Annotated in this window: 16 protein-coding genes; 8 read left to right on the top strand and 8 right to left on the bottom strand. The window is 45.8% G+C overall.

What is annotated here, in order from left to right:
* Positions 1-102: 102 nt before the first annotated feature.
* Entirely contained in the window at positions 103-2028 is a 1926-nt protein-coding gene (dnaK, locus tag WG943_RS05380) for a molecular chaperone DnaK (RefSeq protein WP_340407287.1), read from the top strand.
* 162 nt (positions 2029-2190) lie between these two features.
* A complete protein-coding gene (locus WG943_RS05375; RefSeq protein ID WP_340407285.1) occupies positions 2191-3402 on the top strand; it encodes an outer membrane beta-barrel protein in 1212 nt (403 codons plus the stop codon).
* 65 nt (positions 3403-3467) lie between these two features.
* On the opposite strand, the gene purE is transcribed toward WG943_RS05375, so the two are convergent.
* Positions 3468-3995 (bottom strand): 5-(carboxyamino)imidazole ribonucleotide mutase, encoded by a 528-nt coding sequence (gene purE, locus WG943_RS05370; RefSeq protein ID WP_340407283.1) that lies wholly within the window; start codon positions 3993-3995, stop codon positions 3468-3470.
* Positions 3996-3998: 3 nt separating this feature from the next.
* A complete protein-coding gene (locus tag WG943_RS05365; RefSeq protein WP_340407282.1) occupies positions 3999-5129 on the bottom strand; it encodes a 5-(carboxyamino)imidazole ribonucleotide synthase in 1131 nt (376 codons plus the stop codon).
* A gap of 245 nt (positions 5130-5374) precedes the next feature.
* Here WG943_RS05365 and WG943_RS05360 point away from each other — a divergent pair, with 245 nt between their 5' ends.
* The 4 genes from WG943_RS05360 (at position 5375) to WG943_RS05345 (ending at position 9188) form a co-directional block, all read left to right on the top strand.
* A complete protein-coding gene (locus WG943_RS05360) occupies positions 5375-5998 on the top strand; it encodes a MarC family NAAT transporter (RefSeq protein ID WP_340407280.1) in 624 nt (207 codons plus the stop codon).
* A gap of 274 nt (positions 5999-6272) precedes the next feature.
* Complete coding sequence (locus WG943_RS05355; protein ID WP_340407278.1) at positions 6273-6890, top strand: MarC family protein; 618 nt, start codon at positions 6273-6275, stop codon at positions 6888-6890.
* Between the two features lie 111 nt (positions 6891-7001).
* Complete coding sequence (hemE, locus tag WG943_RS05350) at positions 7002-8042, top strand: uroporphyrinogen decarboxylase (RefSeq protein ID WP_340407276.1); 1041 nt, start codon at positions 7002-7004, stop codon at positions 8040-8042.
* An 18-nt stretch (positions 8043-8060) separates the two neighbouring features.
* Positions 8061-9188 carry a porin gene (locus tag WG943_RS05345; protein ID WP_340407274.1) on the top strand — a complete coding sequence of 376 codons (1128 nt, stop codon included), beginning with the start codon at positions 8061-8063 and terminating at the stop codon, positions 9186-9188.
* 109 nt (positions 9189-9297) lie between these two features.
* Here the strand turns inward: WG943_RS05345 and WG943_RS05340 are convergent, their stop codons facing one another.
* The 6 genes from WG943_RS05340 to WG943_RS05315 form a co-directional block, all read right to left on the bottom strand.
* Entirely contained in the window at positions 9298-11097 is a 1800-nt protein-coding gene (locus tag WG943_RS05340; RefSeq protein ID WP_340407272.1) for a TrkH family potassium uptake protein, read from the bottom strand.
* 116 nt (positions 11098-11213) lie between these two features.
* The gene (locus WG943_RS05335; RefSeq protein ID WP_340407270.1) at positions 11214-13013 is read right to left on the bottom strand and encodes a TrkH family potassium uptake protein; all 1800 of its coding nucleotides are present in this window, start codon (positions 13011-13013) and stop codon (positions 11214-11216) included.
* A complete protein-coding gene (locus WG943_RS05330) occupies positions 12994-14013 on the bottom strand; it encodes a bifunctional heptose 7-phosphate kinase/heptose 1-phosphate adenyltransferase (RefSeq protein ID WP_340407269.1) in 1020 nt (339 codons plus the stop codon). The genes WG943_RS05335 and WG943_RS05330 overlap by 20 nt, the downstream gene beginning before the upstream one ends.
* Complete coding sequence (locus WG943_RS05325) at positions 14013-15227, bottom strand: pyridoxal phosphate-dependent aminotransferase (protein WP_340407267.1); 1215 nt, start codon at positions 15225-15227, stop codon at positions 14013-14015. The genes WG943_RS05330 and WG943_RS05325 overlap by 1 nt, the downstream gene beginning before the upstream one ends.
* A gap of 513 nt (positions 15228-15740) precedes the next feature.
* Positions 15741-16349, bottom strand: coding sequence for a recombination mediator RecR (recR, locus tag WG943_RS05320; RefSeq protein WP_340407265.1), 609 nt, complete (start codon positions 16347-16349; stop codon positions 15741-15743).
* A gap of 13 nt (positions 16350-16362) precedes the next feature.
* The gene (locus WG943_RS05315; protein ID WP_219878835.1) at positions 16363-16650 is read right to left on the bottom strand and encodes an ATP-dependent Clp protease adaptor ClpS; all 288 of its coding nucleotides are present in this window, start codon (positions 16648-16650) and stop codon (positions 16363-16365) included.
* 246 nt (positions 16651-16896) lie between these two features.
* Between WG943_RS05315 and WG943_RS05310 the strand changes: the two genes are divergently transcribed.
* Positions 16897-19080, top strand: a complete 2184-nt coding sequence (locus WG943_RS05310; RefSeq protein WP_340407264.1) for a S9 family peptidase — start codon at positions 16897-16899, stop codon at positions 19078-19080.
* 289 nt (positions 19081-19369) lie between these two features.
* Entirely contained in the window at positions 19370-19912 is a 543-nt protein-coding gene (locus WG943_RS05305; protein WP_340407263.1) for a hypothetical protein, read from the top strand.
* The last annotated feature ends 154 nt before the right edge of the window (positions 19913-20066 follow it).

The raw sequence follows: 20066 nt of genomic DNA, 5'->3' as shown, positions 1-20066 counted from the left end.
AGAATGACATAAAAAACAGCCCGAATTTGCCTTGGCACAAGGGTTGATATACTACTGGCAACAGGAAAAAATTAAATAGAAACTATATAATAAAACTATATAATGGGAAAAATAATTGGTATTGACTTGGGTACAACCAACTCTTGCGTTGCCGTAATGGAAGGTAACGAACCGGTGGTTATACCAAACAGCGAAGGCCGCAGAACTACTCCGTCCATCGTTGCTTTCTTGGATAACGGAAACGGCGAGCGTAAAGTAGGTGACCCGGCTAAACGTCAGGCGATCACAAACCCGCAGAACACAATTGCTTCTATCAAGCGCTTTATGGGCCACAGCTACGGCGAGGTGAGCGAAGAGGCAAAGCAGGTTTCTTACAAAGTACAGCAGGGCAGCAATAACACTGTTCGTGTACAGATCGGCGACAGAGAGTATACCCCACAGGAAATTTCAGCGATGGTGCTTCAGAAAATGAAGGCTACGGCAGAAGATTACCTGGGCACAACTGTAACAGAGGCGGTAATTACCGTACCGGCTTACTTTAACGACGCACAGCGTCAGGCTACAAAAGAGGCCGGCCAGATTGCAGGTTTAGAGGTAAAACGTATTATTAACGAGCCGACAGCAGCAGCGCTTGCTTATGGCTTGGATAAAAAACACAAAGATCAGAAGATCGCGGTATTCGACCTTGGCGGTGGTACGTTCGATATCTCTATACTTGAGCTTGGTGACGGTGTATTCGAGGTACTTTCTACAAACGGTGACACGCACCTGGGTGGTGACGACTTTGATGCTAAGATCATTAACTGGCTGGCAGAAGAGTTTAAGAATGACGAAGGTTTAGACCTGCGTAAAGACCCAATGGCGCTACAGCGTTTAAAAGAAGCTGCAGAGAAAGCTAAGATCGAGCTTTCATCATCTAACGAAACGGAGATCAACCTACCATACATTATGCCGGTTGACGGTGTTCCAAAGCACCTTGTTCGTAAACTGACTCGTGCTAAGTTCGAGCAGCTGACGGACGACCTTATCCGTCGTTCTATGGAGCCTTGCAAGAAAGCGCTTCAGGATGCAGGTCTTTCTACGTCAGACATCGACGAGGTGATCCTGGTAGGTGGTTCTACGCGTATCCCTAAAGTGCAGGAAGAAGTTGAGAAGTTCTTCGGCAAGAAACCTTCTAAAGGTGTAAACCCGGATGAAGTAGTTGCAGTTGGTGCAGCTATTCAGGGTGGTGTATTAACAGGTGAAGTAAAAGACGTACTTCTATTGGACGTAACGCCACTTTCACTTGGTATCGAGACTATGGGTGGTGTGATGACGAAGTTGATCGAGTCTAACACAACTATCCCTACTAAAAAGTCTGAGACGTTCTCTACGGCTTCTGATAACCAGCCGTCTGTAGAGATCCACGTACTACAAGGTGAGCGCCCAATGGCGAAGGATAACCGTACTATCGGTCGCTTCCACTTGTCAGACATTCCGCCAGCGCCACGCGGTGTTCCTCAGATCGAGGTAACATTCGACATCGACGCCAACGGTATCCTGCACGTAACAGCACGTGATAAGGCTACTGGCAAAGAGCAGAAGATCCGTATCGAGGCTTCTTCTGGCTTGAGCGAGCAGGAAATTGAGAAAATGCGCCAGGAAGCAGAGGCCAACGCAGAAGCTGATAAGAAGGCGAAGGAAGAGATCGAGAAGCTGAACACAGCTGACTCTATGATCTTCCAGACCGAAAAGCAGCTGAAAGAGTATGGCGACAAGCTATCTGCAGGCAACAAGTCTAACATCGAGAACGCACTTGGTGAGTTGAAAACAGCGCACGGCTCTAAAGACGTGGCTGGAATCGACAAAGCTATCGAAAACCTGAACAATGCATGGAGTGCAGCCTCCCAGGAGATGTACAACGCAACGCAGGGTCAGGGAGCTGATGCAGGTGCAGCAGGTGGCAATGGCCAGCCAAGCGACCAGCAGCAAGCTGATGACAGCGGCGTAACCGATGTTGATTACGAAGAAGTAGACGGCAACAAGTAGTCCGTAGCTTAAAGTATAAAGTAAAAATCCCCTGCCGAGGTTTCGGCAGGGGATTTTTTATGCAATAATATAGGTAATATCTTATACTTTGAATATTCTTATTTAAATCCTTACTTGCATTTAGTTTGACCACCTTTGTACAAACAGCTACAAAACAAAAGAATGAGGCAACTATACCTGATCTTCACCTTTTTACTAACCCTAACTACAGCCTATAGCCAGCAAGACTTTAGAAAAGGATATATTATCCAGCACGGTGATACACTTAATGGATACCTTGATTACCGTGGAAGCATGAAACATGCGCAGGCAGTAAATTTTAAAAAGTCTTTAACTGATGAACCAAAATTGTTCATCCCTGCAGATATTTCTGGATATGGATTTCAGAAAGAAAGGAAAAACTATGAATCTAAACTTATTCCGCTAAATGACTCTGTTGATACAGAGATGAGCCAGCTATTTGTAACGGTACTTGCAAGAGGCAGAGCCAGCCTTTACCATTACCGCGACCAGTCGGTTGTAGATCACTACTACCTGCAAAAAGATACTTTACTTGTTAAGCTTACGCAGCACGACTACAAGAAAGTAGATGCCCAGACAGGCAAGACCTATATTTTCAGCAATAAAAAATATATTGGAAGCCTGAATCTTGCCTTTAACGACTGTGAAAATTTCTCAGCTTCTGATCTGAAGTATGTTACCCTAAGCCAGAGCTCTTTGATCAAGGCCGTTACAAAGTATAATCAATGTGTTTCTTCTTCGGAGGAGAGCAGCTTTCAGCAACAAAAAGCAAAAATTACGATCGGGCCTGCTCTGATAGTAGGCCATGCAAAGCTGGATCATGAAAACAAGAAGGCATTTAATTTTGGGGACGACAATTTAATGGGAGCAGGAATATCAGTTAACATTGTCGTACCTACTATAAGTGAGAAGCTTTCCCTGCAAACTGAGCTCCAGTATATACCTTATAAATTTACAGGTTCTTATTCTAAAACTGGTGAGTTTCCTTATAAATATGATCAATACTATGATCTGGCATACCTGATGCTCCCTCTTCAACTCCGATACACCTATCCTAAAGGCAGTTTTAGGCCTTTTGTTAATGCAGGCTTTATGATGGGCTACTGTATTAAAAATGAGAACAGGTACATAGCCACCAGCCTGAGAAACAGTGATTATAATGTTTCCTTGAGTGAGGGAAATTACCAGAAACTGATAAATGGCATAACTGCTGGCGGCGGCATAAGCACTACACTCAAGAACCATAGCGTGACCCTGGAGGCACGGTACGAGAAGAACAATACTTTGTCAGACGGTTTACACTTAAACGCAACTGTTCAAAGTTTCAGCATTCTGCTAGGTTATGGATTCTAAATAACAATAAGAGCCACCAGCCTTTTACTTTGCTAGTGGCTCTTATTGTTTGATCAGGCTTATAGTTAATCCAAGTCCCTATCCCCTCTTTTCAGCTCCTCTACAGAGCGCATTACTTTATCCTTCAGTCCTGTTTTATACTTATCCAGTTTATCTGCTACAGCAGCGTTTGATGTACCAATAATCTGAGCAGCAAGTATACCCGCATTCAAAGCACCATCTAAAGCTACAGTAGCCACAGGCACGCCACCCGGCATCTGAAGTATAGATAACACCGAATCCCAGCCATCAATAGAGTTGCTCGATTTTACCGGCACGCCAATCACGGGTAAAGTTGTGATAGAGGCAACCATACCTGGTAAATGCGCTGCTCCGCCGGCTCCGGCAATAATTACTTTCAGGCCGCGTTTTTTGGCGTTCTCTGCATACTCGAACATGCGGTGCGGCGTGCGGTGCGCTGATACGATTGTAAGCTCATAAGGTACCCCAAGTGTTTCCAGTATTTCAGCAGCTGCGTCCATCACTTTAAGATCGGACTGGCTGCCCATAATGATGCCAACTACGGGCTGTGTTGATGTCGTTTGCTCGGCCATGGTTTATGCTTTTACTTTAATTACGTCTTTAACCTGATCGGCACGTTTCTGCGCCTCTTCTAAATCTTTACCCAGTACGGTAATGTGTCCCATTTTGCGGGCAGGGCGGGTATACTTTTTACCGTATAAGTGGATGTATACTCCTGGCACTGCCAACGCTTCCTGCAGGCCCTCATACGTTGCCTCACCGTCGTAGCCGGGTTCACCCAGCAGGTTTAGCATAACGGCTGCACTCTGTATTTCGGTAGAGCCCAATGGCAGGTTAAGTATGGCACGCAGGTGCTGCTCGTATTGCGAAGTATAGTTTGCCTTGATTGTATGATGTCCAGAGTTGTGCGGACGCGGCGCGACCTCGTTTACAAGTATTTGCCCGTCTTTGGTCAGGAACATTTCCACGGCAAGTATACCCACCATGTTAAAGCTCTCTATCACACGGGTAGCAATCTCTATGGCCAGGCGCTGCAACTTGTACGGCACGTTGGCAGGCGCAAAAAGCGAATCAACCAGGTTGTGCTCCGGATGGAAGCTCAGCTCTACTACCGGAAAGGCTGTTACCTCACCGCTTTCGTTACGCGCTACAATAACTGATATCTCTTTCTCAAAATCCACTAGCTTCTCCAGCACCGACGGTTCTTCAAAAGCCTTTGCTGTATCCTCTGCTCCTGTTAGTCTGGTTACTCCACGGCCATCGTAGCCTTCGCGGCGCAGCTTCTGGAAAGCAGGCAAAAAGTGCAGGTTTTCTTCCAGCTCCGCCTTATCCTTTAAGATCAGGAAATCAGAAGTCGGGATGTTATGCTTTTTGTAAAAATCTTTCTGCAGGCCTTTGTCCTGTATCGTGCGAACGGTCTGGGCATCAGGGTATACTTTAACGCCCTCCTGCTCCAGCTTCTCCAGTGCATCAGCGTTAACGTGCTCAATCTCGATGGTAAGTATGTCGCACTTTTTACCGAAGTTGTAAACTGTGTCAAAATCGCGGAAGCTGCCAGTAAAAAACTCGTTGCAGATGTGCTTGCAGGGTGCATTCTCATCCGGGTCTAACACTAAGGTATAAATGTTAAAATCCAGTCCGGCTTGCATCAGCATACGTCCAAGTTGGCCGCCGCCAAGTATGCCCAGCTTTACTTCTCCTTTCATAGGTATGATTGGTTTTGGGTGATCTATCCTCAAAAATAAGGATTCTGAATGGAGACAAAAGACAAAAGACGAAAGATAAAAGACATTTTATCAGTTATTTTTAATTATCAGGCATTTATACAGCCATTTACTTCTATCTCACCATCGTCCTAGCCTATACATTTCCACGAATACATTTTATACTTTGTACTTACATCTATTAAAAGCTATATTTAAGGCTATACTTTTTTGAGCTCACTCATTTTATGGAAATCATACTTGCCACATTTTCTGCCTTATTCTCTGTAGTAAACCCTTTCGGGGCCATGCCGGTGTTTCTTACCCTTACCCAGGACGATACTCCGGCCAGCCGTAACCAGCAGGCACTAAAGGCATGTTTGTACATGGTAGGTATTCTGGCAGTGTTTTTCCTGGCAGGTCAGTATGTACTAAACTTTTTCGGCATCCGCATCCACGACCTGCGCATTGCCGGAGGACTAATGATCATGAAGGCAGGCTTTGATCTGCTTACACCGGGTGCCAGCAAAAAGAAAATCTCTCCGGATGTGGTGGAAGAAGGGCAGCAAAAAGAAGATATTTCGTTTACACCATTGGCCATGCCCATGCTTTCCGGCCCCGGCGCTATTGCCATAAGTATAGGTCTGTTTACCACATCGCTTTCTTACCTGGATATGATGATGATCCTGATCGGGATTATTCTGCTGGCCATTGTTAGCTACATTATCCTGCGTTTCTCGCACCAGCTTACCCGCTATATGGGTAAATCAGGTTTGGCTGCCCTTTCGCGCATTATGGGCTTTATCGTACTTTCCATCGGGGTTAACTTTATTGTATCCGCCTTGTTCGCGCTGTTCTCTACAGAGCGGTAGTAAGCTAATATTTTTTCTCAAGGATAGGTCAAGGCCTAATGCCGTCAACTTAAGCAAAAGCTGTCATTTCGAACATGCCTGAGACGGGAGTCGAAAGGGACCAACGTAGTTGTGAGAAATCTATATAGAATTAGTGCAGAAGGAATTCTATAAAGATTTCTCCCAAGGGTCGAGATGACAGTTTAACCTTAAACAATTAACCAATCCACAACAGCAACTTAACCCACACATAACAACAGGACTATACTTTTGCAGGCGAGTACAACCTAAAACTATGGAAATCTTACTCGCCACATTTACGGCACTTTTTACCGTGGTAAACCCCTTTGGCGCCATGCCAGTTTTTCTTACCCTAACCCACGACGACACCCCTGTCAGCCGTAACCAGCAGGCACTAAAGGCATGTTTGTACATGGTAGGTATTCTGGCAGTGTTTTTCCTTGCCGGTCAGTATGTACTAAACTTTTTTGGCATCAGGTTATCAGATATCCGCATCGCAGGCGGACTTATGATCATGAAAGCCGGTTTTGAACTCCTGACCAGCAAAGCGCACCGTGGCAAAAAAGTATCGAAGGGAGTGTTGCGGGAAGGTCTGCAGAAAGAAGATATTTCGTTTACGCCACTGGCCATGCCCATGCTCTCAGGTCCTGGATCAATCGCAGTAAGTATAGGCTTGTACTCCGGCAGTCTTTCCTATACTAACTTAGGACTAACTATACTTTCGATATTACTTGTTGCTGCTGTCTCGTTTATTATACTTGTTTTTTCGCACCAGCTTGTTGCGTATATGGGCAAGTCGGGCCTTTCTGCTTTATCGCGCATCATGGGTTTTATTGTGCTGTCCATCGGGGTAAACCTTACATCCACAGGCATACTTTCTCTACTTAACTAAAAGTCTTGTATCGGCTTTAGGCAAAACAACGTTAAAAACCGGTATGTATCTTATAGATTGATGATAACAATCACCTTCTGACAATCGGCAATTTTAACTTATCTTTGCACCATGCAATTAAAAAACGATCTTCTTATCAGAGCGGCCAAGGGTGAGGTAGTAGAGCGCACCCCGGTTTGGCTTATGCGCCAGGCAGGGCGTATTTTACCGGAATACAGAGCAGTACGCAATAGCCTGAGTGGCTTTAAGGAACTGGTAGAAACCCCGGAGTTTGCTGCCGAAGTTACCATACAGCCCGTAGACATCCTGGATGTGGATGCTGCCATTATCTTTTCAGATATACTGGTAGTACCAGAGGCCATGGGATGTACGTACGAGATGATAGAGAAGCGCGGCCCGCTGTTCCCGAAAACCATCCGCACCGAAGAAGATCTGAAAACCCTGCGTGTTGCAGACCCGCACGAGCATTTAAACTATGTGCTGGAGGCAATTAAAGTAACAAAAAGAGCCTTGAACGGACGTGTTCCGCTTATTGGTTTTGCAGGTGCCCCCTGGACCATACTTGCCTACATGGTAGAGGGAAGTGGTTCTAAAACGTTCTCTCATGCACGTGGTATGTTGTATACTAACCCACGTTTAGCACACCAGCTGCTGCGCATGATCACCGATACCACCATTGCTTACTTAAAAGCACAGGTAGAGGCAGGCGCCAACCTGATCCAGATATTCGATTCATGGGCAGGTATACTTTCGCCGGCGCATTACCGTGAGTTTGCCTTGCCTTATATTTCTGAGATCTGCGACGCGATCAACGAAGTTCCTGTTACTGTTTTTGCCAAAGGCGCTTTCTTTGCCCTGGAAGACTTCAGCAAACTGAACTGCGAAACCATCGGCTTGGACTGGAACATGGAAATAGCCAAGTCGCGCCAAGAGATTGGACCTAACAAAACCCTGCAAGGTAACATGGACCCATGCTTGCTGTACAGTTCTTTTGAAACCATTGAGCGCGAAACCAAAAACATGCTAAAGGAATTTGGCCCATACCGCCACATTGCCAACCTTGGCCACGGTGTTTACCCAGACACCGACCCTGAGAAAGTAAAATGCTTTATACAGACGGTAAAGGAGTACAGCAGCGTTCTGAAAGGTTAATTATTAAATCTTAGATGATTGGGATATAGAGGTGCCACGGACAAATCACTAAAAGCAACAGGAATTTGGCTTGCCTTAACGCTGCTTTTAAGTTACCCGGCTCTTGGCCAATCAGACAGTACAGCAGTATCCGCAGGTCCTGAGATTTCTATTTCAGGATTTGCGGATATTTTTTATGCCTATGATTTTAACGGGCCTACCGAAAACTTCCGACAGCCTTTTCTATATAACCATAACAGGCACAATGAATTTAATCTAAACCTAGGCCTTATTAAAGCATCTGTTATACATGAGAGCTACCGTGGCAATATTGCATTGCAGGTTGGCACTTATGCAACAGATAACTATGCCCAGGAAGAGGAGGTGATGCAGCATGTGTTTGAGGCAAATGCCGGCATTGCCCTTAACCAGCCTAAAACCCTTTGGCTGGACGCAGGCATATTTGGATCGCATATTGGTTTCGAAAGCGCCATCTCAATCCATAATCCAACCCTGACACGCTCCCTGGTGGCTGAAAATTCGCCATACTTTCTTTCAGGGGCTAAGCTAACGTATACACCCAACGATAACTGGACACTTGCTGCACTGATCTGCAATGGCTGGCAGAGAATAAAGCGTGTGCCCGGCAATTCGTTACCCTCTTTTGGCACCCAAGTTAATTATACACAAAGCGATAGCTATACTTTAAACTGGAGTACCTTTGTTGGCACCGACGCCCCAGACAGTACCCGTCGTATGCGCTATTTCAATAATTTTTACGGGCAGTTTTACATCAATAAAAAACTTACACTCATCACCGGTTTTGACATTGGCGCACAACAAAAGTATAAGGGCAGCAGCTCATACGAGACCTGGTTTAGCCCTGTAGTAATTGCCCGCTACGCCCTAAACGACTATTGGGCGGCGGCAGTAAGAGCTGAATATTATTCTGACCCGAATGGTGTAATCATATCTCTGCCTGGATCTGCCAACTTTAAAACCAGCGGTACATCTGTTAATTTAGACTACGCCCCTTATCAAAACATACTTTGCAGAGTAGAGGCCCGATGGCTCAAAAGCCAGAATAGAGTTTTCGAAAGGGAAGGCAGACCAGTAAAGGACAATTTAGCTTTGATCGCCTCCTTAGCATTTAGCCTCACGAAATAACTAAATGTTCGGCTCGATCCAGCTCGACCATTTAATGTACTGCACATAAACACCAAAGCCATACTGTTATTTAGTATGGCTTTGGTGTTTATGTGCTAATTGGCAAATATTAACCAACTGCCAGGTGTGTAGCCGGATATCTGTAGTTGGTGGAGGTTGCTCTTGTGCTTAAGGCAAGTGCTAAAGTAAGCGTTCCAACTCTGCCAATATACATAGATAGGATCAGCACCATTTTACCTGCATCCGAGAAACCGGCTGTTATACCTGTACTTAAGCCAACTGTCGCAAACGCAGATACTTGTTCAAAAGCCAGTCGCATAATGTCAAACTGTGCATCTGTTATAGTTAGCACAAAAATAAAGAAGATGTTAAGTATAGCCGCAAAGGTAAAAATGGTAAAAGCCTTGTATGATACATAGTGCGGAATAGTACGATGGCCGATCTCAATATTGCGCTTATTCCGGATAGTAGCTATTACTGAAACAAGTATAACTACAAAGGTAGTCGTCTTGACACCTCCTCCTGTAGATCCCGGTGAAGCACCGATAAACATCAGGAAGATGAACATCATTAAGGTTGGTACATTCAGCGCAGAAATATCTACAGAGTTAAAGCCAGCAGTTCTCGTTGTTACCGACTGAAAAAATGACGTGACCACCGCCTCTGCAAAATTCAGCCCTGAGAGTGTGTTGTAGTACTCCAGCAGGAAAAACCCAACTGTACCCAGCAGTATAAGAGCCGCTGAAGTATAAATTGTAATGCGAGAAAGCATTTTCCAGTTTTTCCAGGGCGAGTTTAAGCGTTCGCGCATGGCTTTTGGCGATAATACATCCAATATAGTCGGGAAACCGATGCCACCAAATATTATGAGCATGGCAATAGTCATGTGCATTACGTAGGCAAACCGCACCGGCTCCGTATATAATCCTTCCGGGTACAACGAAAACCCAGCGTTGCAGAACGCAGACACTGCATGGAAAACTGAATAGAATATCTTGCTTCCTAAATTTTGAAATTCCGCAGCCGGCCCCCACGTCGCAAAAACGATAACAGCGCCAATTGCTTCTATAGAAAAAGTCAGGAAAATAAGCTTCTGCAGCAGCCCTTTAGTAGAGTATAAAGACTCGCTTTCGAGCAGTTCATGCATAGCTACGTGTTGCTTTACCCCCACCCCCTGTCGCATCAGCGAGGCAAAGAATGTAGCAAAGGTAAGTATACCCAATCCTCCCATCTGTATCAGCAACAACAGCACCACCTGACCTGAGAAAGTGAAGTACGTACCTGGGTCTACAACTGCAAGCCCTGTTACACACGATGCACTTGTTGCCATAAATAGGGCATCAATGAAACGCATACCCTCCGGGGCATTGGTCATCTTGGGCAGCATTAAAAGCCCGGTGCCAACTAATACAAGAAAAATAAAACTGAGCAGAAACGTGATAGAAGGCTTTAGCTGCACAGCCTTTAAGTGAACCTTGGTTTCTAACAGTTCGACCACCAGCAGTAACAGCATGTACAGCGACACTATAACCCTATAAAGTTCTACTGAAAGCGGTATGCCTATGCCTTCAAATACATTGTAAACCACAGGTGTATCTAGAAAATAGGTACCTATTTGGTTTATAAACACAACGGCCATTAAAATTCCTTCGAACCAGGTCCGCTTCAGAAACTTACCTCGCTCAAAAGCATAAAGTATGCGCAGGAAGTAGATAATGACGAATATGGCAAGTATAGCATCTATGGCATAGTACAAATTTTGCAGCCTTACCGGGCTTTCTACTACTCCATGCGCGTATATCAGAAGGCCCACCGCTAACACCGACAGCACATAGGTGGTGCGGCGCATGATAGCGTAAGCTCTAAGCTTACTGCCATATAGCACCCTGTTTAGTGTTTCTGTATTCATTTCTTTAACAATCTGATTTGCCTGCATCAGGGCATTGTAGTGCTATAACAGACCTGCAAAGGTAACTTTCGAATTTTGAAAGTTTGTTCTTTTTACCCATTTATTATCAAGAACTTTTAACCTATTGCCAGGTGCGTAGCCGGATATTTGTATGCCGTAGTATAGGCACGTGAGCTAAGGGCTACGGCTACTGTAAGTGTACCTACCCTGCCAATGTACATCGAGGATAAGATCAACAGTTTACCCATATCCGATAAACCAGCCGTAATACCTGTACTAAGACCAACTGTACCAAATGCAGACACTTGCTCAAATGCCAACCTGATAAAATCGAATTGGGAATCGGTTATAGAAAGCAGGAATATAAAGATAAGGTTGATGAGCGCTGCGAATGTAAAAACAGCGAAAGCTTTATACGAAACCGCAGCAGGTATTGTACGATTGGCAATCTCGATGTTGCGCTTATTCCGGATGGTGGCTATTACTGAAATGATGATCACTGTAAAAGTAGTCGTTTTAATACCTCCCCCCATAGATCCCGGCGAAGCACCGATAAACATCAGGAACATGAGTAGCAGCAATGTAGGGGAAGCCAGACTAGACATATCCACTGTATTAAACCCTGAAGAGCGCGTAGTAACAGATTGAAAAATTGAAGCAACCAATGCCTCAGCAAAGCTCAGGTGCGACAAAGAGTTGTAGTACTCCAACAGAAAAAATATAATGGTTCCGAAGGCTACAAGTGCCGCTGAAGTATAAATAGTTACCCTGGACAATAACTTCCAGTTCTTCCAGGGTGCATTTAAGCGCCGGCGCATAGATCTCGGAGAGAAAACATCCAGTAAAGTAGGGAAACCGATACCGCCAAGCAGGATAAGTGCTACCATGATTAAGTGCAGCGCATACGAGTATCGGATCGGCTCTGTATACAACCCTTCGGGGTAAAGGGAAAAGCCTGCATTGGTAAAGCCCGTGATAGCATGAAATACAGAGTAAAATATTTTATGACTCAAGCTCTCAAATTTAGCCTCTGCCCCCCACGACATAAAAACCAAAAAGACTGCGATCAGCTCAATAGAAAGAGTAAGTATGATTAGTTTTCGCAGCAGCCCTTTAGTTGAGAAAAGCGATTCGCTATCCATTACCTCATGCAGTGCTATGTGGTGCTTTATACTAATACCTTGGCGCATGAGAGAGGCAAAAAAAGTAGCGAAAGTCATCACTCCTAACCCGCCTAGCTGTACCAATATCAGCAGCACAACTTGCCCCGAAAAAGTAAAGTACGTACCTGGGTCTACCACTACAAGACCAGTAATACACGATGCACTTGTTGCCATAAACAGGGCATCAATGAAACGCATACCCTCCGGGGCATTGGTCATTTTGGGCAGCATGAAAAGAGCTGTGCCTATCGAGATAAGCAACAAAAAACTTAAAATGAAGGTGATGGAAGGTTTTAGCTGCAGGGTTTTAAGGTGCACTTTTGTTTCGAGCAGTTCAATTATAAGCAGCACCAGCATGTATAGCGACACCAGCACCCGGTAAAACTCAACTGAAAGCGGTATACCTATACCTTCGAATATGTTATAAACAACCGGAAAACCAAGTAAGTACGTACCCACTTGGTTTACCAGAATAACGCCCATAAGTATGCCCTCGAACCATGTACGTTTCAGAAACTTGACACGCTCGAAGGTGTAAAGTATACGGAGAAAGTAGATGATGACAAAGACTGCAAAAATGACGTCGATTGCATAAAATAGCATCTGCAGCCGCAACGGGCTCTCTACTACACCATGCGCAATAATCAAAAGCACTACTGCCAGCACCGACAGCACATAGGTGCTGCGGCGCATAATGGCGTAGGCTGTTAGCTTACTTCCGTAAAGTACACGATTAAGCGTTTCGGTATTCATGTTTTTCGAAAAGTCCGAAGTGTTTGGCTTCTTCGAACAGACGCTGTTTATTTACAGGCACTACACCTACCTGCTCACACACCAGGCCACCACCCAGGTTACTCAAGCCGGCCAAAAACTGTGGAGATGTACCAAGCGCCATGCAAAGTGCTGCTATACTTATTACTGTATCACCAGCTCCTGATACGTCAGAAATGGACCTGCGGTGTGCCTCGATGTATGTTTTCTCGCCGCCGTCTGCAATAAATACTCCTCTCTCTGATAAGGTCACCAGTACTTGTTCTGTTTGCAGGCCTTTTTGCAAAGTAGCTACCGCCTCTTCAAAGGCATGCAGGTTTTCGTCAGCAAAGTCTACTTTAAGGCCTTCGCGCAATTCTTTTAGGTTTGGCTTGAACAGCGTGCAGCCTATGTAGCTCAGGAAGTTCTTCTTTTTAGGGTCTACCACGCTGGGTATACGTTGTTCGTTGGCCAGCTCTATAAAGCGCTGAATGTTCTCTTTTGAAAAAACACCTTTGTCGTAATCCTCGAAAATAATCACATCGGCTTTCTCCAGCAGCTGCACAAAACGCTCCTCCAGGTGGCGTTCTTCGTGCTCAACCAGGTTAAGTTCTATTTCGGAGTCTACGCGCAACAGTTGTTGTGCTCCGGCAATAATGCGGTGTTTGATGGTGGTTACACGCTCCGGGCTCTGCACGATACCTTCCGTAGAAAGGCCTTTGTCTTCCATCAAACGCAGGTAATCTGCTCCATCCTGGTCGTCGCCGATAACAGAGCAAAGCAATGGTGTGGCACCCAAAGCCTGTATGTTAAGGGCTACGTTGGCAGCACCACCCAATCGCTTTTCACGCTTCACCACGTTTACAATTGGCACCGGTGCCTCCGGCGAAATGCGCGTAGACTTACCCCACAGGTAAGAGTCGATCATCACATCCCCCACAATTAAAACTGTTAGCTTATCAAAAGCAGCGAACAGTTCTTCTATACTATTGATCTGATCCATTACTGAAGTTTAGCCAGGCTGTTTTTAATGCGGCGAAGTGCTTCTACCAGTTTATCGTCGGAAGTGGCGTAAGAGAAACGGATACATTGCGGAGCGCCAAAAGCCTCGCCGCTTACCACTGCCACATGTGCATCTGTAAGTATAAACATACTCAGGTCCAGTGCAGAGTTAATTACTTTACCATTATAGCTCTTACCAAAGTATGAACTGATTTCCGGGAATATGTAGAAAGCACCTGCTGGCACATAGGTTTGGAATCCCGGGATGTCCTGCATCAGGTCCAGCACCAGGCTACGGCGACGACGATAAGCCTCCGTCATCTCCAGCGACGATGCATTGCCACCTTTAAGGGCAGCAGTAGCGGCTTTCTGGGCAATAGAACAGGTACCGGAAGTTATCTGGCTCTGCATTTTATCGCAGGCAGCGGCAATTTCTTTATTGGCAGCCAGGTAACCCACGCGCCATCCCGTCATGGCATAGCCTTTCGAGAAGCCATTGATGGTAATTACGCGATCACGCACCGACTCAATGCTGGCCATACTTGCATGCCTGCCTTCGAAGTTGATGTACTCGTAGATCTCGTCGGCTATTACATAAATATTCGGATACTTTTCGATCACCTTCGCAATTTCCAGCAGTTCTTCCTCGCTAAATACAGCGCCGGTCGGGTTGCATGGCGACGAGTACATGATAAGTTTGGTATTAGATGTAATAGCTTGCTCCAATTGCTCGCCCGTTACTTTGTAGTCGTTTTCCAGGCGGCCCATCAATGGCACCGGCGTACCTTCTGCCAGCTTTACGATCTCTTCATAAGATACCCAGTAAGGCGAGAAAATGATCACCTCATCGCCAGGGTTTGTAAGGCACAGTACCGCATTGGCTATACTTTGCTTGGCACCTGTCGATACCACAATATTCTCCGGAGCAAAATCCAGGTTATTGTCGCGCTTAAATTTTTTAGCTATTTCCTGACGCAGCTCCGGGTAACCGGCAACAGGTGTGTAAAAGGTAAAGCCTTCGTCGATGGCCTGTTTGGCAGCATCTTTAATATATTGCGGCGTCTGAAAGTCAGGTTCGCCAAAACTTAAGTTGATCACATCATATCCCTGTGCAGCCAGTTCACGGGCTTTTTTAGCCATGGCAATTGTCTGTGATTCTGACAAAGCAGAGATTCTATCTGAAAGTATGGCTTTCGCCTCTTCGAGTTCGTGCATAAGTAATTGTAATTAAGCCGGCAATTTACTCATAATGCCACACACTTTCCAGAAAAACAGCTGAAGGTTTGTTACCTCCCCCTGCCCTCCCCTTTTAAAGAGGGCCCCTACCCCCAAAACAGGGGAAGGAGCTAATACTTGACAAAAGTATAATTTTCATAATCTTAGCTGTTTTGGACTTCCTTGTCCGGAACCCATCTGCAGGGGACATCCTTGTCCCCAAATCTGCAGCCCCGTGTCCAACCACCCCTGCCCCTCCTTATCCAAGGCGGGGAACTATGCTACTACTCTTGCAGAGGTTTAAACTGTGTAGCTGGTGCTTAACCTCCCTTCTACCAAGATCCTTTCAGGATGACAAAGGAGAAGAACAGTTGCTATTGTGATGAAAGATGAAGCAGTAAGTAAAAATTCCCCGCCTTGGATAAGGAGGGGCTAGGGGTGGTTGGATACGGCGCTGAAAACAAAAAAGCCCCCGCTTTACAGCAGGGGCTTTATCAACACTATTTTTATACTTTATACTTTACCGTAAACAGTCCTTTCCACTATACTTCGGCCAAGGGTAATTTCATCAGTGTACTCCAGCTCACCTCCTACCGGCACACCGCGTGCAATAGTGGTAATGCGTATGTTATGGTCGCGGAGTTTTCGGGTAAGGTAGAAAGCGGTGGTATCGCCTTCCATGGTTGGGCTAATGGCAAGCAGCAACTCCTTTACCTCTGAATTTGGCAAACGCTCCAGCAGCGAATCGATGTGCAGGTCTGACGGGCCAATGCCTTCTATCGGCGAAATAACACCACCCAAAACATGGTACAGACCTTTATACTGCGAGGTATTCTCGATAGCGATCACATCACGGATATCACTCACCACACAAAGCAGGTTTCTGTCGCGTAAAGGGTTAGAGCAAATGCTGCAGATCTCGGTATCAGAGATGTTATGGCACGTTTTGCAGTGCTTTACTTCTGTGCGCATCTTCACCAGGGCTTCAGCCAGCGAAAAGCTTTCTTCAGACTCCTCTTTTAACAAGTGCAGTGCCAGGCGCAGCGCCGTTTTTCTTCCAATACCGGGCAGCTTTGCCAGCTCCTCCACGGCATTCTCAATCAACTTCGACGGAAAATTCATCTAACCTCCTAAACTATTCTATGTCCGCCGACAGGTCTTTCTGGTGCAGCGAAGTACACATGCCTTTCAACTCTTCAAAAGAGCCTACTTTTACCGTGCATTTGCCTTTATAATGGATCAGCATGGTGCATTGCTCTGCCTGCTCAGCCGTATGGCCGCATACTTTAATGAGTGTTTCGATCACATGGTCAAATGTGTTCACGTCATCGTTGTAAACTACCAGGTTGCGCAGGTCGGTTGTTTCCTCCAGCAAGGCAACGTCAAAATCTTCTTTATGTAAAATATCTGTCTCCCAATTCATAGCACAAAATTACGAAATACAAAGCACTAAACGAAGCAATACCCTAAGTATAAACCGTTTCTGCCGGCTAATGTTATACTCAGTAAAAGGCATAAGTTTAAACAATTCCGGCGGGGCTATGATTCCTTTAACCGCAAGTTAAATCAGGATATTTTGGTCTACCATAAAAGGCTCAGTTTTTGCTCTGTAAGCTTATTCGTGCTTTCTTGCATATCGATTAAACAGAACAAATCATACATAAGCTAAATGACATTATCTAACCATTTTAAAGGTCTGGCTTTTATACTTGCGTTCGTGGCTGCCTCTATGCAGTTGCAGGCCCAGAATAAAATGCTGACCATGGAAGACGCCATCATTAACCCGGTGCTTCAGCCTGAGAACCTGCGCCAGCTTAATTGGGCGGCCGGAACAGAGGATTATACTTTTATCAAGCAAAGCAATGGCGAGCAGGCACTGATTCGTGGCAACGCCGGTACAGGCAAGCAAAGCGAGGCACTTACGCTAAGCAAACTGAGCAGCGCTTTAGAGGCAGCAGGAGCTAAAAAGCTGAACGGCTTTCCGGCAATGCAGTGGGTCGATGCTAACACCATGGTATTAAACACCCAGAACACCGTTTACCATTACAACCTGAATACCGGCAAAGCAACAGCTGTAGCAACCTATACTTCAGAGGCTGAGAACGCTGAACTGGACCCTACCCTGCAGCGTGTGGCTTATACCAAAGGCAACAACTTGTTTGTATCTGCTCCGGGTGCGCCGGATGTAGCTGTTACCAGAGAGGCCAACGAAGGCATTGTAAACGGCCAGGCAGCACACCGCTCCGAGTTTGGCATTACAAAAGGCACGTTCTGGGCACCTAACGGTAAGCAGCTGGCTTTTTACCGCATGGACCAAAGCATGGTGACAGACTACCCGCTGGTAGATGTTGCCCCGTTGCCAGCAAAGCAAAATGCCATTAAATACCCAATGGCAGGCGGCAAGAGCCACCACGTAACAGTAGGCATTTATAACCTCGACACCAAAGCCACTACCTACCTGAAAACCGGTGAGCCGGCCGAGCAATACCTGACCAACATTACATGGAGCCCGGACGGCAAGCAACTATACGTTGCTGTAGTTGACCGTGACCAGAACCACATGAAGCTGAACCAGTATGAGGCTGCAACGGGAAATTTTGTGAAAACACTGCTGGAAGAGAAACACGACAAGTATGTGGAGCCGGAGCACGGCTTATACTTTGTACCAGGCAAAGCTAACCAGTTTGTACGTGTTAGCGAACGCACTGGCTTCGACCATTTATACTTGTACGACACCAACGGCAAGGAAATCCGCACACTAACCAAAGGTAACTGGATGGTTACCGATATACTTGGCTTTAACCAGAAAGGTGACGAGTTATACTTTACTTCTACTGCCGAAAGTCCGCTGGAGCGCCACATTTACAGCGTTAACCTGAACAACGGCAAGAGCAAGCGCATCTCCCAGGAAAAAGGCACGCATAACGCCAGCCTTAGCCCAACCGGAAAGTATATCATCGATAACTTCAGCAGCCAGGATACACCACGCAGGATTACTATACTTGCCAGCAACGGTAAAGTAGCGCAAATCCTTCTAACTGCTAAAAACCCGCTTACAGACTATAACTTAGGCGAAACAACCATGGTAACGGTGAAGGCAGAAGATGGCACCGACCTTTATGGCCGCATGATCACGCCTCCGAACATGGACAAAAGCAAAAAGTACCCAGTAGTAGTGTATGTGTACGGTGGGCCGCATGTGCAGCTGGTTACAAATAACTGGCTAGGCGGAGCAAACCTTTGGATGCACCTGATGGCGCAGAAAGGTTATGTTGTGTTCACCCTTGATTCCCGTGGGTCAGGGAACAGAGGTCTGGCTTTCGAGCAGGCAATGTTCCGCCAGATGGGCACACCGGAAGTAGCAGACCAACTGAAAGGTGTAGAATACCTAAAATCATTGCCTTACGTGGATGCCAACCGCATGGGCGTGCATGGCTGGAGCTACGGTGGTTTTATGACTACTTCATTGATGACCCGCACTCCGGATGTGTTTAAAGTTGGTGTAGCCGGTGGTCCGGTTATCGATTGGAAGTACTACGAAGTAATGTACACAGAGCGCTACATGGATTCTCCGGAGCAAAACCCAGAGGGCTATGAAAAAGCCAATCTGCTAAACCATGTGCAAAACCTGAAAGGGAAACTGCTGATGATCCACGGCACTGTAGACGATGTGGTAGTATGGCAGCACAGCCTGCAGTACCTTAAAACCGCTGTAGACAAAGGCATTTTGCTGGATTACTTTGTTTATCCGGGCCACCCGCATAATGTTAGAGGCAAAGATCGCGTGCACCTGATGCGTAAGGTAACACAGTACTTCGACGAGAATTTGAAAACTACAGAAGCTAGTCTTTAAATTAATAGAAGTTGTTAAATTAATAGAAGTTGTGAAATGCAGCGTTTATGAGCTCCAGACTATTATAGATAACCCACCCCTAACCCCTCCGAGGAGGGGAATTACATGCACGAGTAAAATCCCCTCCTCGGAGGGGTTAGGGGTGGGTTAAACATCCGCAGAAAAAATCTTACGTAACTTGAGTTTATGTATACTTTTGCAAGAAGCTGCACCACTAAAGTGCAGCTTCTTATACTTTTAGCCTTTGGTAACGTAGGCTATAGCGCGTTTAAACAATACCCAAATACCTATGCCTGCACCATCTGCATCTTTCAAAAAAGCTGTTAAACAACTCAGCGATAAGGAAAAGGAAGCACTCTTATTGAAGGCTGTGCGCCGTGATGCCGAGCTTTACGACATATTTTCTTACGAACTGGGCGAATTGACGCTGGAAGAACTGCAGGAGCAAAGCCAGGATGTGATACATGAGTTACTGATGCACGCCACAGGCCGCAGCTTGCCCAAAGCCCTGGCAAAGGCGTTACGTAAAGCAGCAAAAGAGATTGCCCGTTTCAAGCGCATCACCAAAGACAAAAAAGGCGAAGTAGAGCTACATTTGTATACTCTAGATATCATCTTCCGAAACTATACCGGCCAGTTCGATAGCTATTATAAGGTATTTTATACTTCTACGGCCCGTTTGCTGCTCAAAACCATTCAGCTCATCCGCAAAAATCTGCACGAAGACTATCACCTGGAGTATAAAGACTCGATTGACGATTACCTGCAGCAAATCCACGACCGCAATAAGCCCCTGCCGGTAGAATTGCCTAAGGAATTTGAAGTTGAATAGGTTATAGTTTGAAAATAAACATTACTTAATTCCCCTGTTTGGTGGGGTTAGGGGTGGGTTAATCGTTAACGGAAGAAATCCTGCACATCTTTTAATTCAACAAAGCCTGATTAAGATTTTTCACTACCGTTCGAAATGACGTGAAAGGTATAAG

Source organism: Pontibacter sp. H249, assembly GCF_037892465.1.
In the GTDB taxonomy this organism is placed as follows: Bacteria; Bacteroidota; Bacteroidia; order Cytophagales; family Hymenobacteraceae; genus Pontibacter.
This window is presented reverse-complemented; position numbering and strand designations above follow the sequence as displayed.

What these genes read in the sequence shown, in the direction of transcription:
- WG943_RS05310 (WP_340407264.1), top strand. Translation starts at nt 16,897, where the DNA reads ATGACATTATCTAACCATTTTAAAGGTCTGGCTTTTATACTTGCGTTC.
- hemE (WP_340407276.1), top strand. Translation starts at nt 7,002, where the DNA reads ATGCAATTAAAAAACGATCTTCTTATCAGAGCGGCCAAGGGTGAGGTA.
- purE (WP_340407283.1), bottom strand. Translation starts at nt 3,995, where the DNA reads ATGGCCGAGCAAACGACATCAACACAGCCCGTAGTTGGCATCATTATG.
- WG943_RS05365 (WP_340407282.1), bottom strand. Translation starts at nt 5,129, where the DNA reads ATGAAAGGAGAAGTAAAGCTGGGCATACTTGGCGGCGGCCAACTTGGA.
- dnaK (WP_340407287.1), top strand. Translation starts at nt 103, where the DNA reads ATGGGAAAAATAATTGGTATTGACTTGGGTACAACCAACTCTTGCGTT.
- WG943_RS05355 (WP_340407278.1), top strand. Translation starts at nt 6,273, where the DNA reads ATGGAAATCTTACTCGCCACATTTACGGCACTTTTTACCGTGGTAAAC.
- WG943_RS05325 (WP_340407267.1), bottom strand. Translation starts at nt 15,227, where the DNA reads ATGCACGAACTCGAAGAGGCGAAAGCCATACTTTCAGATAGAATCTCT.
- WG943_RS05340 (WP_340407272.1), bottom strand. Translation starts at nt 11,097, where the DNA reads ATGAATACAGAAACACTAAACAGGGTGCTATATGGCAGTAAGCTTAGA.
- WG943_RS05375 (WP_340407285.1), top strand. Translation starts at nt 2,191, where the DNA reads ATGAGGCAACTATACCTGATCTTCACCTTTTTACTAACCCTAACTACA.
- recR (WP_340407265.1), bottom strand. Translation starts at nt 16,349, where the DNA reads ATGAATTTTCCGTCGAAGTTGATTGAGAATGCCGTGGAGGAGCTGGCA.
- WG943_RS05305 (WP_340407263.1), top strand. Translation starts at nt 19,370, where the DNA reads ATGCCTGCACCATCTGCATCTTTCAAAAAAGCTGTTAAACAACTCAGC.
- WG943_RS05360 (WP_340407280.1), top strand. Translation starts at nt 5,375, where the DNA reads ATGGAAATCATACTTGCCACATTTTCTGCCTTATTCTCTGTAGTAAAC.
- WG943_RS05315 (WP_219878835.1), bottom strand. Translation starts at nt 16,650, where the DNA reads ATGAATTGGGAGACAGATATTTTACATAAAGAAGATTTTGACGTTGCC.
- WG943_RS05330 (WP_340407269.1), bottom strand. Translation starts at nt 14,013, where the DNA reads ATGGATCAGATCAATAGTATAGAAGAACTGTTCGCTGCTTTTGATAAG.
- WG943_RS05335 (WP_340407270.1), bottom strand. Translation starts at nt 13,013, where the DNA reads ATGAATACCGAAACGCTTAATCGTGTACTTTACGGAAGTAAGCTAACA.